This is a genomic window from Lysinibacillus sp. NPDC097231 (assembly GCF_044761885.1).
GTDB lineage: Bacteria > Bacillota > Bacilli > Bacillales_A > Planococcaceae > Lysinibacillus.
Genome location: NZ_JBIWDH010000020.1, coordinates 25,486 through 40,881, shown reverse-complemented (window position 1 = coordinate 40,881; position 15,396 = coordinate 25,486). Strand labels below are relative to the sequence as shown.

Genomic DNA, 15,396 nt, shown 5'->3' with positions numbered 1-15,396 from the left:
TCTTACCGCGAAAGAGATATTAAATGTCAAAGTGAAAAACTTCTTTAAAGCCAGTTCGTCCTTTTTCGGTGATTTTGATGGCTCGAATGGATGGGATACGAGTAATCCATTCTAAGTGTAATAAATGTGTAAGTAATCCGTGACCGAGTGCACCAGCTAGATGGTAACGTCGTTCACTCCAATCTAAACATGCATGGGAAAATGATCGACGCTTTCTTTTTAAATCATCTAAATCAAGACCGAAGTCTGTAAAAAACTTTACGCCTTTTGAGGTGATGAGAAATTGTTTTTCTTCAAGCTTTAAATAACCCGCCGTCACCAATGAGTCCGTTAATTGAATGCCTAGTTTACCAGCTAAATGATCATAGCAAGTTCTTGCATCTTGTAATAATTTAATTTGGCTGGATTGTTTTAAAGAGCGTACTTCAGGGGGAGGGGAAATCGCTAAAAAGGATTCTAGTAATTGGGCAATTTCTGATCCTGCTAACTGAAAATATCGATGGCGACCTTGTTGCTCAACTTTCACAAGTTTTCCTTCTACTAGTTTAGCAAGATGAAAGCTAGCAGTTTGCGGTTTTATGGCAGCCATATATGCTAGTTCGCTTGCAGTATGAAAACGACCATCCATCAAACTTGCGAGCATTGTTGCTCTTGAAGTTTCCCCAAGTAGAGATGCAATTTCAGCTATATTTGGATTAATGCTCATTCGTCACATTCCTTTCTACATTCATATTTCGATTTTAATCGAAGTATTTATCATTTACAATAAAAGTAACAGAGGAGGAGAAATTTATGGAAACTTATTATGCGGTAATTTTTACATCTCAAAGAACAGAGGTAGACGGAGAAGGCTATGGCAAGATGGCTGAAATAATGGATGAATTAGCACAAAAGCAGCCAGGTTTTCTTCGTGTGGAAAGTGCTAGAAATGCCGACGGAAAGGGAATTACTGTGTCCTATTGGGAATCATTAGAGGCTATTCAAGCATGGAAAGACAATACCAAGCATTTAGTAGCACAACAATTCGGTAAAGAGAAATGGTACAAGCAATATCATGTAGAGATTTGTAAAGTCATGAAAGATTATGCTTTTAGCAAAGAAGATTTTAAATAGAGATATGAAAATTTTGCTCCATTCATGTCCATCTCCATTACAATCTGTGTATCTTTAAAAAGATGTAAAAAAGTTATAATTAAATAGGAAGAAACTCTGAATCAAAGGTTGGATAGCAATAATGAACGAAAAAGGAGGGGGGTTCGAACAGTGGCAAAGTAAAAACCCCCTGTCTTGTGCAAAAGACAAGGGGGGCTTTATTGATCAGTATATCTTTTGTTAGGAGGGGAAATGCTTCACCGATATTAGTATCTTCGTTATATACCGAAGAACCAGTATTTTGCTTCATGTAACCATCTTATTCTTTTAAGCCTTTTCCAAGTCCTTTTAAGAAATGGACCCCAAAATTGAGCGCGCGATTGACATCTGGATCATTTAACATTTTAACTAGCTTAAAGGCACTAATTTTTTCATCTGCCTCAAGTGCTTTATTGGCTTCATCTACACCGGAATTTAAGCCCTCAATGAGCTTTGTAGTTGTTTCAGGATTTAGTTCAGTTAATGCCCCAGCAACACCCATTAAATTATTGATAATATTCGTCACTGGCTTGCGTGTTAATTGTCCTAGTGCAATATGGGCAACTTCCTCTTTAGCTTCAAGTAGTTTGGTAGCTGCCTCAAGTGCACCAATATCATTTAATTCTGCCATGATGGTAAAGACTTGATTAACCGTTTCTTCATTTTCAGATAGAAGTTGTTTTAGATTCTCTAATTTTTGTTCCTTAAGTTGTTCTTCCGTTAACTGCTGTTTTTTTATGCTTGTAATGGGTACAGCCATGCTATCACTCTCTTTCGTTAAGTGTTGTTAAGTGAACGTAGCCAGGACGATTCCATTTACGTTGTACCTCGACACCATTTTGAGGATGACGCTTTTTATAGCGTGGGTTTGTTCGAGGAAGTGGCGATTTTCCTTTTGGTTTTAGCACTTCCACTCGTATTTTTGTTTGTTTATAAGCCGGTGTTGATGTATTAATATCTGCAGCAGGGCCTGTTAAGAAGTTAATGGCTGAATCTTTGCTAACAGAGTTCATTGGTAAGAATAACTCATTACCTTGCACACGATCTGTGACGAGGGCATTTAACTTTAGCGCGCCATATGGAGATACTAAACGTAGTAGGGCTCCATCTTCAATGCCTCGTTCTTTCGCTAATTCTGGTGATACTTCAACGAAAATCTCTGGTACTTTCGATTGAATACCTTTCGATTTATTTGTTAGATTTCCTTCGTGGAAATGTTCAAGCATTCGGCCATTATTAATATGACAATCGTACTGTGCTTCAAATTCAACAGGTTCTACCCAATCATGTAAGGCAAAACGGGCTTTTTTGTCAGGGAAGTTAAAGCCATCTTCATAAAGTAAAGGTGTATCTTTACCATCAAGGCTACCCCAGCAGAAGCTACCCCAACCTTCTAATACATCATAATTGGCTTGAGAGAAAATTGGAGAAAGGCTAGCCATTTCATCAAAAATTTCACTAGGGTGTTTGTAATCCCAATTTGCTCCTAAGCGACGAGCAACGGCTTGCAAGATTTCCCAATCTGCCTTTGACTCACCAAGTGTTGGTAAGACTTGATACAAGCGCTGAACGCGACGTTCCGTATTGGTGAAAGTACCTTCTTTTTCAAGCGAAGGTGCTGCTGGTAAAATAACATCCGCATATTGTGCTGTGCGTGATAGGAAACAATCCTGGACAACAAAAAAGTCTAATTGTGAAAGAACCTCATCTACATGGTTGGCATTACAGTCAACCAGAGCCATATCTTCTCCCACTAAATACATCGCTTTCATCTTACCTTCCATAATCGCATCTAACATTTGCATATTATTACGACCTGGTTGTGGTTGAATTTTAACACCATAAGCTTTTTCAAACTTTGCTCGTACCTCATCATCTGTAACCCTTTGATAACCTGGGAATAGATTTGGTAGTGTACCCATATCACAAGCACCTTGAACGTTGTTATGGCCGCGAAGAGGGTAGGCTCCTGCACCGGGACGACGATAGTTACCAGTTGCTAAAAGAAGGTTAGAAATAGCGGCAGATGTATACGAACCACCTGTATTTTGTGTGACACCCATACCCCAAAGAACACAGGTACCGTCAGCATCACGAATCATTTCAGCAACATGGATTAATGTTTCTTTAGTAATACCAGTCATTTCCTCAGCGTAATCTAGTGTGTATTTTTCAAGCACTTGTTTTAAATCATCAAAATACAGAACATTTTCTTGAATAAAGGCTTCATCATGCCAACCTTGATCGATGATGTATTTTGTTACGGCCATTAACCAAACTTGGTCAGTCCCTTGTTTCGGATGCATGAAGATGTCTGAACGCTCAGCCATTTCATGTTTACGAATATCGGCAACTATTAATTTTTGCCCATGTAACTTATGCGCACGTTTGACACGTGTCGCCAAAACAGGGTGACCTTCTGCAGGGTTAGCACCAACAATGATGACAAGACCCGCCTTTGCGATATCTTTGATGGTGCCAGCATCACCACCCATACCCACTGTACGTAATAAACCATCAGTAGCTGGTGATTGACAGTAACGTGAACAATTATCTACGTCGTTCGTTTCAAACAATTGACGTGCCATTTTTTGAATTAAGTAATTTTCTTCGTTCGTAATTTTAGAAGAGGAGATAAAGCCAACAGAACCAGAACCGTACTCTCGTTGAATACCGCCAAGTTTTGTCGCGATCAAATCCAATGCTTCGTCCCATGATGATTCAACAAATTCATCATTTTTACGAATTAATGGCTTTGTAATACGTTCCTCAGAGTTGATGAAGTCCCAGCCAAATTTCCCTTTAACACAAGTAGAAATGGCATTTACTGGACCATCGGAAGGTTGTACTTTTAAAATTTTACGATCTTTTGTCCAAACTTCAAAAGAGCAGCCTACTCCACAGAAAGTACATACAGTTTTCGTTTTGCGAGTACGTTTACTCCGCATAGCCGCCTCGATTTCAGAAACCGCAAAAATTCCGCTATATCCCGGCTCAACTTCTTTAATTAAGCTAATCATTGGATCTAACATATCCTGTTTAAGTCCAGTCATAAATCCAGCCTCTCCAAGCATGGATTTTTCCATTAATGCGTTACATGGACAAACAGTTACACAATGACCGCAACTTACACAGGAAGAATCATTAATAGCAACACCTTCATCCCAAATAACTAGTGGTCTTTCTGCTTCCCAATCTATGGATAATGTCTCGTTAACTTGTAAACTTTGACAAACCTCTACACATTGGCCACATGCGATACATTGGTTAGGATCATATCGATAAAATGGGTGTGACATATCCACTTGATGGGGTTCAACTTTTGGTCTGTATGGATACTTTTGATGTTCGATTTCCATTAATTCTGCTGTGTTGTGTAATTTACAATTCCCATTATTATTATCACAAACGGTACAGTACAATAAGTGATTTTCTAGTAGGCGGTCCATCGCTTCGGTTTGCGCAGCTTTTGCTTTCTCAGAAGTAAGTAAGACATCCATGCCGTCAATTGCTTTTGTTGAGCAGGATCGAACTAATTGACCATCAACCTCAACGATACAAGTATCACACGTTTCGATAGGATCAACAGATGGTACATGACAAATCTGTGGATGAGCAATATCATGTTGATTAATGGTATTAAGGATTGTAGCCCCTTCTTTCACATCATACGGTACGCCATTAATTTTAATTTGAGTCAAGGTACTTCCTCCTTTTACACTGTGAGACTGATAGGACAACTTGTTACGGCTTAAGACAAAAAGGGAATAACATATCGAGTTAGTTAAAGAGTGTCTTGTTATCATTGTAATTCCCAAATGATCTTGAAGCTACCTCAAAATAGGTAAATTGCTAGATCGTAACAAATAGTCCTGTCTTTAGTTTTTAAAAAATAAAAAAATCCACCATGAAATGGCACGTCTTAGACATGCTAATGATTCATGGTGGATAAAATTCTTAGCAGGCCTTGCTAAAAACTCAATCTACTTTTATTTTTTAGTAACAATAGAATTCAAATATTAAAATCAACTATGCGAATCGTTTCACTTTTTTGTGTAAACTATGACATAGGAATCAAAATACATCAATTCCATTTAAGATATCATTTATTATAGCCTTTTCCTTCAAAATGAACAATATTTAACATAAAAGTTTTTAACTAATACCGAGTATCGAAAATTATTTTCTCTTTTATTTTTTTAAAAGTTGCTATATCATTAACAAACTGTAAGGGTGACCCCTATATTCATTGCATAAAAAGTTAATTACGATGGGAGAATCGTTGATATGTCTAAAAAAGTACATGCGTTTAACGATATGATTCGAAAATTACGCAAGGATTTATTTGGCAAGGGACCGGAACGTATTCATACGGTATTGGTTGAAAACATGGCTGTTTCAACTTTATATGGGAACATCACTCCGACAGAAAAATTTATTGCGAGTACGCCTGAAGGGCTAAAAATGGTGCATGCTGCACGGACAAATATGATTCAAGATTTATATGCCCAATCACCACCTGAAGGCATGGAAGAATTGATGGGCAGTAAGTTACTCCACCTATTTTCAGATATTAAAATTGAAGAAGATTTTGCTATTTCTGTTTTTGTTTTTGAAGAGAAAATAAGCGAATAAGGGAGATGCCGAATGGACAGAGCAGTAACAAGAGAGATTCTGCGTGTTGAAGGTCAGCAAGTGAAAAAAATAGATGATTTGGTTGTCACAGAATACGCTGTTACCGTGAAGATTAATCAGCAGGAATTCGTAACGATGGTGTGCACACCAGAGTATGTAGAAGATATGGTTATCGGGTATTTAGCTTCTGAACGAGTGATACGTAGTTACGAAGATATTGAAGAAATCTGGTACCAAGAAAAAGAAGGTTTTGTGCATATTAAAACAAAGCACATAAATCCTTACTATCAACAAACCCAAAATAAACGTTATATTACATCTTGTTGCGGTATGAGTCGACAAGGTTTTGTTTTCACAAATGATGCATTAGTGGCAAAAAAAATGGAAGATATTCATGTGAAAATTACAGCGAATGATTGTTTTCGTTTAATGAACGCTATGCAAGATTCTGCTGACATATTTAAAAAAACTGGTGGTGTTCATAATGCAGCGCTATGTGATGTGAATGGTATTGTTTTAAGTCGCATGGATATAGGACGTCATAATGCTTTAGATAAAATTTACGGCTATTGCCTACGTAATAATATTAGCATCCAAGACAAGATTATCGTCTTTAGCGGACGGATTTCGTCGGAAATTTTACTGAAAGTATCAAAAATTGGCTGTGAAATCGTTCTCTCCAAATCAGCGCCAACGGAATTGGCATTACAATTGGCTGAGCAACTTGGGATTACAACAGTAGGTTTTATCCGCCAAAATACACTGAATATTTATACACACCGAGAACGTATTCAATTGCCAACAGAAATACTTTAACAACATGAAAGTAGGAGATTTAAATGACGAATCTACAAGACCAATTACACAGACCGTTAAGAGATATAAGGATTTCAGTGACAGATCGTTGCAATTTTCGTTGTCAATATTGCATGCCTGCAGAAGTATTTGGTCCAGATTACGCATTTTTACCGTCCGATAAAATATTGAATTTTGATGAGATTGAACGATTAGTAAAAATTTTCGTTTCATTAGGTGTGAAAAAAGTACGCATTACGGGTGGTGAGCCTTTACTCCGTCGTGATTTGCCAGAATTAATTGAACGTATTCATCGCATAGCTGGGGTAGAGGATATTGCCTTAACAACCAATGGCACTTTATTGAAAAAATATGCACATGAATTGGCGAAAGCAGGCTTATCACGAGTCTCAGTCAGTCTAGATTCACTAAATGACGAGCGCTTTTTTGAGCTGAATGGGCATCGTGGAAAGGTAATAACGGTATTAGAAGGTATTGAAAAGGCTGCAGAAGCTGGTTTGCAAGTAAAAATCAATATGGTTGTCCAAAAAGGGAAAAATGATCAAGATATCGTTTCAATGGCAGAATTTTTTAAAGAAAAGCAGCATATTTTACGCTTTATTGAATATATGGATGTTGGTAATTCGAATGGTTGGCGGCTAGATGACGTTGTGTCGAAAAAAGAAATCATTGACCAAGTTCATCAATTTTCTCCTTTGAAACCTGTTGCCCCTAATTATCTTGGGGAAGTGGCGACGCGTTTTCAATATCAAGATGTTCAAGGAGAAATCGGCGTGATATCGTCTGTCACCGATTCTTTTTGCTCAACTTGTTCACGAGCTCGTCTATCTGCAGAAGGAAAATTATATACTTGTTTATTTGCAACTCATGGCACTGATTTAAGAGAGCTGTTAAGGGCAGGGAATGATGATGCAACCATTATCAAGTGTATTTCAGATGTATGGGAAAGTAGAAATGATCGCTATTCTGATGAGCGTAGTGAACAGACGATGACAAAAAGGAAAAACTCAAAAATTGAAATGTCTCACATCGGTGGTTAAAGTGAAAAATAGAAAAAAATCGGCAAAGCGATGCCAGATTTTTCTGTTTATCCCGCATAAACGGGCAGTAATATACTGTAGAGTAACAGGTACAAAACTCGCACTTTAAGATTTAAGTGAAGCAAAAAATATAAGTGGAAGAGCAACTGCCCGTAAAAGCCCGATTGGTGAGGGGCAACAGGATGTTGGTCACACAAGTGTTTTCACAGGATGTGAAGGTTTTAGCTTGTGTTCCTCAATCAGTGGGGATGAGGAAACCCCTGCTGATTGAAGTTTCACTTTATTTATGCATAAAGGTACCGCTTTTTCCGCCTGTTTTTTGAACAAGATAGGTTTCCTTAATAACCATTGTTTTATCAACAGCTTTACACATATCATAAAAAGTTAGTGCAGCCACGGATACAGCTGTTAGTGCTTCCATTTCAACACCTGTTTTCCCACTACATTTTACAGTTGCTTGAATATGTAGTTCATATCCATCCTTTGCTTTTTTATAGTCAAATTGGAGATCCGTCCCTTGTAGCATAATCGGATGACACATTGGAATAATATCGGCAGTTTTTTTAGCACCCATAATCCCTGCAATTTGTGCGACTTGCGTAGGATCCCCTTTTTTCATGTCACCTTGTTGGATGGCTTGATAGACTTCATCAGATAATGTAATCGTACTACGAGCGATGGCTGTACGTGTTGTAATTTCTTTTTCTGAAATATCGACCATTTTGGGGCGACCTTCCTCGTTCCAGTGTGTAAAATTATTCATAGTCAGACTCCTTTTTATCTGTTTGTGACCAATCTTGTTGGGCATTGATATTGATAAATGTTGGGTTTTTTTCTTCAAATGGAACATAACAAACTCGAAGTTGCTCTAACAAGACTTTCATACTCCGTTTGTTTTGCTTTATTAATTGATATGTTTTTGGTAACGCAGTGCGCCGATATAATGCAGCCAATGGTTGCAATCTTAACGCTTGTTTTGGAACAATTGCATCATAGCAATCATCAATATATCCAAGCATCTTTTGGATAAAATCTGCATTCATATAAGGCATATCACTAGCAACTACAAAAAACCACTCAACATCGGGACAAGCTGTCATGATATTGTGCAGTGCAAAAAGTGGCCCTTGATGGGGCTGTTTTTCAATGATCCATTGGACCTTTTCCTCGACAAATCTTGGTTGTAGGCTAGCATTCGTAGCAATAATTAATGGTTCAAGCTGATTTTTTTCTAAGGCGATGAGACTGCTTTTATATAAAGGCTGGCCAGCAAACAGCTCAAACATTTTGGGTTGACCATATCGAGAAGATTGACCGCCAGCTAAGATAACACCAGCAATTTTCATAGGCGATTTAGCTCTCCTACAAAATGTTGAACAGTAGGAAGAATTAGCTTTGTCATGGCAAGCGTCACAGCATTTGTTGAACCTGGTAATACATAGATGGCCGTTTGGTTGCGACTACCTGCTGTGGCACGACTAAACATAGCTTTTGGGCCGATTTCTTCATAGCTTAATGTTCGAAACAACTCCCCAAATCCCATCATTTCTTTTTCAAAAAGTGGGAGAATGGTGTCATAGGTTTGGTCTCTTGGTGTAAATCCTGTCCCACCTGTGACGATAATCGTATTGATAGTAGGATTAATGCACCAATATTTTACATGCTTTGAGATTTCAAGTGGTTCATCTTTTGATATTTGGTAGTCTGCTATTTCAAATGAAGCTTCTTGAAGTAACGTTTGAATACGCTGTCCTCCATGATCATCTGCCTTTGAGCGTGTGTCACTCACAGTTAAAATAGCCGCTTGGATTGGTTGTTGGTGATGCGTGGGATGCAAGGAATGACCTCCTTTTCTTGCGTTTTACATGAGCTTATTCCGTAATTAGAATCAGTGCAGATGAAGAATATTCCCACTGATTAAGTTTCACTTTATTATAAAGCTATAAACAAAAAGGTCAAACTAAAATTCATAGAAAGGCACAACGCTTATGCATAATAGATACTCTAGACAACAATTATTTAGTCCAATCGGAGAAAGAGGGCAGCAGGTGCTCAAACAAAAACACGTTCTAATCATAGGAGTTGGTGCCTTGGGTAGTGCCAGCGCTGAAGCACTTGTGAGGGCAGGCATTGGCAAGCTAACATTGATTGATCGTGATTATGTAGAGTGGAGTAATTTACAAAGGCAACAACTATATACGGAACAGGATGCGCAAGAAAAAGTTCCTAAAGTGATCGCTGCCAAAAAGCGACTTCAAAGTATTAACTCAGAGGTAGAAATCCATGTTGCTATTTTAGATGCTTGTACGGAGTCATTGCTGCCACTGCTTGAAGATGTCAATATCATGGTAGATGCAACGGATAATTTTGACGTTCGCTTTATGATGAATGACCTTGCACAAAAATATCACATTCCATGGGTATATGGATCTTGCGTTGGTAGTTATGGTGCGACTTATACGATTGTACCAGGCAAAACACCTTGTTTACATTGTTTGCTAAAAGTGCTGCCTAATACAGGGATGACTTGCGATACAGTGGGAATTATCAGTCCAGCTGTTCAAATCGTAGCCGCCTATCAAGTTACGGAAGTTTTAAAGCTTTTAGTAGGGGATGAAAAAGCCTTACGAAAAAGCTACTTAACGTTTGATGTGTGGCAAAATCAACATTATGAAATCAATGTGAAAAAAATCCGTCAGCATGATTGTCCATCCTGTGGGAATAATCCTACATATCCATATTTATCATATGAAAATCAAACGAAATTAGAGATATTATGCGGTCGTGATGCCATACAAATTCGACCCCCGAAACCGATTCACTATAATTTAGAGCAGCTTGCTGTACAACTACGTCCCTACGGTGATATTCAAATAAATCCTTATTTGCTTTCTTGTCAAACTACGGATTATAGAATAGTAATTTTCAAAGATGGGCGAGTAGTTATCCATGGTATACAAGATATACCAAAAGCGAAAAGCATTTACTATCGTTTATTAGGATAAAGGAGTGTGCCAAATGTTAGAAAAAAGAAAACCAATTGCGGTAGGAGAAGCTGTTCAACGTGTGATGGAATTTGCCTTTCAAGAAAAAAAGGAGTTTGTTTCATTATTAGAAGCACATGGACGTTTTATAGCAGAAGATGTAGCTGCGGATCACGATGTACCAGCTTTTGATCGTTCACCTTATGATGGCTATGCTATTCGTGCAGTTGATAGTCAAGAGGCCTCTTCAGAAAATCCAATAACCTTTCAAGTCGTTGGTGAAATTGGCGCGGGCTATGTATACGAGGGAGAAGTAGGCTATCGACAAGCGGTACGCATTATGACAGGTGCTCCTATCCCAAAAGGATGTGATGCAGTTGTCATGCTAGAATTAACACATACATTGCAAGAAAATAATCAAATGGTTATGGCGATTAAACGTACTTTTGAAGCGGGAACAAATATTTCCTATAAAGGAGAGGATGTTGAAAAAGGAGCAATTCTTATTAAAAAAGGACAGTATATTAATCCAGGAGTTGTGGCATTACTTGCTACTTTTGGTTATGATCAGGTTCCTGTTTATCGTAAAACAATCGTAGGTGTTATTGCCACTGGAAGTGAATTACTAGAGCCAGGCGAATCTTTACAGCTAGGCAAAATTCGTAATAGTAATGCCTATATGATTATGGCTCAAATTGAACGTGCTGGTGCAGCAGTCAAATACTTTGGCAAATTCAGCGATGATCTTAATTTGTGTATTGATATTGTTGAAAAAGCTTTACAGGAAGTAGATATATTGATTACAACAGGAGGCGTATCCGTAGGTGATTATGATTACTTACCTGCCATCTATGAAGCTATTGACGCAAAAGTGTTGTTTAATAAAGTGGCGATGCGACCTGGTAGTGTCACAACAGTTGCTGCTCGAAATGGTCAATTATTATTTGGACTTTCAGGTAATCCATCTGCTTGCTATGTTGGTTTTGAACTATTTGCACGTCCGATTATTCGAACTGCATTTGGCAATCAGCAACCTCATTTACGTAGAGAACAGGCTGTTTTAGGTACGGATTTTAAAAAGCCAAATCCATTTACACGGTTTGTACGTGCTAGTGCGTCATTTGAAAACGGTCAATTAGTTGCGGTTCCCTCTGGGTTTGATAAATCTAGCGCTGTTTCGTCCTTAGCGGAAGCCAATGCCTTTATTGTATTACCAGGTGGCTCACGTGGATACGAAAAAGGAATGCAAGTAGATGTCTTATTGTTAGAAGATTTGCAAGGAAGTGAGTGGCCTTGGGACAACATCAAAAAATTTTACAAATAGTAGGCTATCAAAATAGTGGAAAGACTACATTGATGGAGCAACTAATTATACAAGCTACTACGGAAGGGTTACGCGTAGGGACAATCAAGCATCATGGACATGGTGGTAGCCCTATGGTAGAAGCTTCAAAAGATAGTATTCGTCATGAGCAGGCTGGCGCAAGTGTCACAGCAGTTGAAGGAGAGGGTACTTTGCGCATGAGTATTCATCAAAGTAACTGGCAACTTGCTGATATACTAGCGATTTATGCATCCTTTCCGATGGATATCATTTTGATTGAAGGATATAAGAACGAACACTATCCGAAGATCGTACTTTTGCGATCGGCACAAGATCAAGCTTTGCTACAAAAAGTGTCCAATATCATCTGCGTGCTCTATTGGCCAAGCTATCCGCTCGATCAGTCACTAGCTATCCCAGCTTTTTCAATTCATGAACAAGCACAGTATATCGAATTTTTATTGAAAGAAATGAGGGGGAAATCATGACGACATCGTTGTTTGAGATTATTGATAAACCGATTGATGTAGAGGCAGTAAGGCAAAAAGTACTCAGTCGAAATGCTGGTGCGATTACAGTTTTTATTGGAACAGTACGTGAAATAACGAATGGCAAGAAAACACTGCATTTGGAATATCAAGCCTATCCGGCTATGGCGATTAAAATGTTCGAACAGATTTCTAAAGAAATAAAAGAGCAGTGGCCACAAGCAGAAGTAGCTATTACACATCGTGTGGGCCATTTAGGTATTTCCGATATTGCCGTAGTCATTGCCGTGTCATCACCACATCGTAAAGTAGCCTACATGGCGAATGAATATGCGATTGACCGCATTAAACAAATTGTTCCTATTTGGAAAAAAGAGTTTTGGGAGGACGGCACTGAATGGATTGGTGATCAACTAGAAAATGTCCCATATCCAAAGGGAACGCCTTCTATCGAAGAGGAGGAAAAGCGTGATTAATATTTTATTATTTGCTCACTTACAAGAAGCGATTGGGCAGTCAGAATTAAAAGTAGACTTGGCAGATATGACAGTTGGTCAAATTAAAGAGTGGATGGAAAATCAATATCCACAACTATCCTTACAGCATATGATGACTGCTATAAATGAGGAGTTCGCAACGGACACGATGATAGCCAGGGCGGGAGACACTATCGCCTTTATTCCACCAATCAGTGGTGGGTAACAAAAAAGATAGCTGATTCAACTACATCTCAGACTTTCGACAACAGGCGTCGAGAAATTCACTCTCGATGCCTGTTGTCATTCTTTTATCTACATACTCTTTTGTTAAATGATAATATAGTGTAGATTGACCAATTTATCCACTCTAATTAAAGGATGCTGATTTCCGTTACGGGCTACTTGCTTTGTTGCTGTCGCTTCGCTTTCGCACAGTAAACAAATTCGTTGTTGCTGTCGCTACGTTGCACTGCGCTTTCGCACAGAAAACATCTGTTGGTCTCAGGGTTTCGTCTTTCCCGCGGGAGTCAAGTAGCCCTTCACTACAATCAGCTGAAATGGACACATATAAGCAAAATATTAACAAAAAAACGCTCAATATAAAGCTAAAATTTCCCTAATCAACACACCTGTGATAATAAAGTTGTTTAACTTACAATAAAGTACTTTAAAAATAAGAAAGTTGTGTAATTCTTAGGACTAATCAGCAGGGTAGTTGCAACTTAAAGTTCTATTCTATAATAAATGTTTTTCTGCAGACTCTACTGTATGCTTTAGTAACATTGCAATCGTAACAGGCCCTACACCACCAGGAACGGGGGTAATAGCACTTGCAACTGTATAGCAGGAATCATATTCTATATCCCCAATATTCCCTTTATTGTAACCTGCGTCTAAAATCACTGAACCCCCTTTTAACCATTCACCTTTAATAAATTCTGGTTTTCCAATTGCGGCTACTACAATATCTGCTAATTTTAAAATATCAGGTAAATTTATTGTTTTTGAATGACAAGTAGTCACAGTAGCATTTTCATTTAAAAGTAGTGCAGAAACTGGTTTTCCTAAAATTGGACTTCTTCCAACTACAACAGCATGTTTTCCTTCAATAGGTATTTGATAATATTTTAAAATTTCTAGTATAGCTGCTGGTGTACATGAAGGGTATGTACTGAACCCGAGTGCTGTTTGACCATAGCCAGCACTTGTTACACCATCTACATCCTTTTTTATATCAATTGCTTCAAATGCCAGACGCTCATCAATGTGAGAGGGTACTGGGTGTTGCAGAAGAATGCCATGAACATCTTCATCCATATTTAGCTCTTTAATCGTTTTAATTAATTCTTCAGTTTCAATTTCTTTAGGTAGTTGAATACGAATAGACTTTATGCCGATTTTTTCACAAGCAGTCCCTTTCATTTTTACATAAGTTTCTGATGAAGGGTTATCACCAACTAATATAGTTGCAAGGCATGGAACTATACCTTTTTCTTTTAATAATTCAATTCGTTCCATCAAGTTGTTTTTTACTTCTTGGGCAACGATTTTCCCATCTAAAATGACCTTTTTCAAAAAAATCCCTCCTGAAATATAATAAAAAGAGACAAGAACTAAAAGTTCTTGTCTCTGCCCAGACGACCCGACGATATAAAACACAGCTCCCTTATGGTTTATTCCATAAATGTCGTCAGTTACTGTATTTTAAGCTTTGAATAAAGAATATCATTGTATGGAATTAAGTGTCAATTGTTCTTTCGCCAAGGATGCGTTAGTTTAATAAAAATTAAACAAATTTATTACTCATTTAGAGTTACTTACATAAATCGCAAGGATTTCTTTTTATTTTTGCATTAAATGAATGCTAAGAAGCATAATGAAGGAAATGCCTATCATACAAATGACCCATGTCCAAGCAAGTGCCATGTTTCCTGCATCAATGGCCATATAGATAGCAAGTGGCGTAGTTTGTGTTTTGCCAGGAATGTTTCCGGCAAACATTAAGGTGGCACCGAATTCACCTAATGCCCGTGTAAAGCTTAAAATGCCTCCTGAAACAAGTGCCTTCAATGCAAGCGGAATAGAAACGAGGCAAAAGACTTGCCATTCGTTAGCACCATCAACACGTGCAGCATTTTCAATTTCTTGATCAACAGACTCAAAGCCGTTTTTTGCCGATTGATACATTAAAGGAAAGGCAACAACAGTAGAAGCGATGACGGCTGCCCACCAGGTGAACATGACTGGTTGATTAAAAAGCCACATAATCAGGTTACCTAAAACACTATTTTTTCCAAAAATAATGATCAGAAGGAAACCTACTACAGTAGGAGGTAACACCAATGGCAAAAGCAATACCGTTTCAAGAAGTAATTTTCCTCTGAAATGGTGTGTTGCCATCCATTTACCAATCAAAATACCTGCCACTATAGTTATGATCCCTGCGACAAATGCAATCTCAACAGAAAGCTTAAGTGGTGACCAGAAATCAGTACCCAT

General features: G+C 38.2%; 17 protein-coding genes and 1 riboswitch. Of the genes, 9 read left to right on the top strand and 8 right to left on the bottom strand.

What is annotated here, in order from left to right:
• Positions 1-19: 19 nt before the first annotated feature.
• Positions 20-706: an ArsR/SmtB family transcription factor gene (locus ACIQXF_RS13275; protein ID WP_402783590.1), complete on the bottom strand. Its 687-nt coding sequence runs from the start codon at positions 704-706 to the stop codon at positions 20-22.
• 86 nt (positions 707-792) lie between these two features.
• On the opposite strand from ACIQXF_RS13275, the gene ACIQXF_RS13270 reads away from it, so the two are divergent.
• Positions 793-1,113: an antibiotic biosynthesis monooxygenase family protein gene (locus ACIQXF_RS13270; protein WP_402783589.1), complete on the top strand. Its 321-nt coding sequence runs from the start codon at positions 793-795 to the stop codon at positions 1,111-1,113.
• A 298-nt stretch (positions 1,114-1,411) separates the two neighbouring features.
• On the opposite strand, the gene ACIQXF_RS13265 is transcribed toward ACIQXF_RS13270, so the two are convergent.
• Both ACIQXF_RS13265 and fdhF read right to left on the bottom strand, forming a co-directional pair.
• Positions 1,412-1,891 (bottom strand): helical membrane plugin domain-containing protein, encoded by a 480-nt coding sequence (locus tag ACIQXF_RS13265; protein WP_402783588.1) that lies wholly within the window; start codon positions 1,889-1,891, stop codon positions 1,412-1,414.
• A gap of 4 nt (positions 1,892-1,895) precedes the next feature.
• A complete protein-coding gene (gene fdhF / locus ACIQXF_RS13260) occupies positions 1,896-4,832 on the bottom strand; it encodes a formate dehydrogenase subunit alpha (RefSeq protein WP_402783587.1) in 2,937 nt (978 codons plus the stop codon).
• Positions 4,833-5,418: 586 nt separating this feature from the next.
• On the opposite strand from fdhF, the gene ACIQXF_RS13255 reads away from it, so the two are divergent.
• The 3 genes from ACIQXF_RS13255 to moaA are packed head-to-tail and all read left to right on the top strand — an operon-like array spanning position 5,419 to position 7,622.
• On the top strand, positions 5,419-5,766 hold the full coding sequence (locus ACIQXF_RS13255; protein WP_402783586.1) for a Na-translocating system protein MpsC family protein: 348 nt from the start codon (positions 5,419-5,421) through the stop codon (positions 5,764-5,766).
• Positions 5,767-5,778: 12 nt separating this feature from the next.
• Positions 5,779-6,582, top strand: a complete 804-nt coding sequence (gene fdhD / locus ACIQXF_RS13250) for a formate dehydrogenase accessory sulfurtransferase FdhD (RefSeq protein ID WP_402783585.1) — start codon at positions 5,779-5,781, stop codon at positions 6,580-6,582.
• 23 nt (positions 6,583-6,605) lie between these two features.
• A complete protein-coding gene (moaA, locus tag ACIQXF_RS13245) occupies positions 6,606-7,622 on the top strand; it encodes a GTP 3',8-cyclase MoaA (RefSeq protein WP_402783584.1) in 1,017 nt (338 codons plus the stop codon).
• A gap of 280 nt (positions 7,623-7,902) precedes the next feature.
• Here moaA and moaC read toward each other — a convergent pair whose 3' ends face one another.
• The 3 genes from moaC to ACIQXF_RS13230 are packed head-to-tail and all read right to left on the bottom strand — an operon-like array spanning position 7,903 to position 9,459.
• The gene (moaC, locus tag ACIQXF_RS13240) at positions 7,903-8,385 is read right to left on the bottom strand and encodes a cyclic pyranopterin monophosphate synthase MoaC (protein ID WP_402783583.1); all 483 of its coding nucleotides are present in this window, start codon (positions 8,383-8,385) and stop codon (positions 7,903-7,905) included.
• Complete coding sequence (mobA, locus tag ACIQXF_RS13235) at positions 8,378-8,968, bottom strand: molybdenum cofactor guanylyltransferase (protein WP_402783582.1); 591 nt, start codon at positions 8,966-8,968, stop codon at positions 8,378-8,380. The genes moaC and mobA overlap by 8 nt, the downstream gene beginning before the upstream one ends.
• The gene (locus ACIQXF_RS13230; protein WP_402783581.1) at positions 8,965-9,459 is read right to left on the bottom strand and encodes a MogA/MoaB family molybdenum cofactor biosynthesis protein; all 495 of its coding nucleotides are present in this window, start codon (positions 9,457-9,459) and stop codon (positions 8,965-8,967) included. The genes mobA and ACIQXF_RS13230 overlap by 4 nt, the downstream gene beginning before the upstream one ends.
• A gap of 151 nt (positions 9,460-9,610) precedes the next feature.
• Here ACIQXF_RS13230 and ACIQXF_RS13225 point away from each other — a divergent pair, with 151 nt between their 5' ends.
• The 5 genes from ACIQXF_RS13225 to moaD are packed head-to-tail and all read left to right on the top strand — an operon-like array spanning position 9,611 to position 13,120.
• The gene (locus tag ACIQXF_RS13225) at positions 9,611-10,627 is read left to right on the top strand and encodes a thiazole biosynthesis adenylyltransferase ThiF (RefSeq protein ID WP_402783580.1); all 1,017 of its coding nucleotides are present in this window, start codon (positions 9,611-9,613) and stop codon (positions 10,625-10,627) included.
• A gap of 13 nt (positions 10,628-10,640) precedes the next feature.
• Positions 10,641-11,930 carry a molybdopterin molybdotransferase MoeA gene (locus ACIQXF_RS13220; protein WP_402783579.1) on the top strand — a complete coding sequence of 430 codons (1,290 nt, stop codon included), beginning with the start codon at positions 10,641-10,643 and terminating at the stop codon, positions 11,928-11,930.
• Positions 11,894-12,418, top strand: coding sequence for a molybdopterin-guanine dinucleotide biosynthesis protein B (gene mobB / locus ACIQXF_RS13215; protein WP_402783578.1), 525 nt, complete (start codon positions 11,894-11,896; stop codon positions 12,416-12,418). The genes ACIQXF_RS13220 and mobB overlap by 37 nt, the downstream gene beginning before the upstream one ends.
• Complete coding sequence (locus tag ACIQXF_RS13210) at positions 12,415-12,894, top strand: molybdenum cofactor biosynthesis protein MoaE (protein WP_402783577.1); 480 nt, start codon at positions 12,415-12,417, stop codon at positions 12,892-12,894. Before mobB ends, ACIQXF_RS13210 begins: the two co-directional genes overlap by 4 nt.
• Entirely contained in the window at positions 12,887-13,120 is a 234-nt protein-coding gene (moaD, locus tag ACIQXF_RS13205; protein ID WP_402783576.1) for a molybdopterin converting factor subunit 1, read from the top strand. Before ACIQXF_RS13210 ends, moaD begins: the two co-directional genes overlap by 8 nt.
• A gap of 512 nt (positions 13,121-13,632) precedes the next feature.
• On the opposite strand, the gene ACIQXF_RS13200 is transcribed toward moaD, so the two are convergent.
• Together ACIQXF_RS13200 and modB are read right to left on the bottom strand one after the other, a co-directional pair.
• Positions 13,633-14,472, bottom strand: a complete 840-nt coding sequence (locus tag ACIQXF_RS13200) for a bifunctional 5,10-methylenetetrahydrofolate dehydrogenase/5,10-methenyltetrahydrofolate cyclohydrolase (RefSeq protein ID WP_402783574.1) — start codon at positions 14,470-14,472, stop codon at positions 13,633-13,635.
• A gap of 49 nt (positions 14,473-14,521) precedes the next feature.
• A riboswitch (ZMP/ZTP riboswitch) is annotated at positions 14,522-14,605 on the bottom strand.
• Between the two features lie 134 nt (positions 14,606-14,739).
• Positions 14,740-15,396 (bottom strand): molybdate ABC transporter permease subunit, encoded by a 657-nt coding sequence (modB, locus tag ACIQXF_RS13195; protein WP_402783630.1) that lies wholly within the window; start codon positions 15,394-15,396, stop codon positions 14,740-14,742.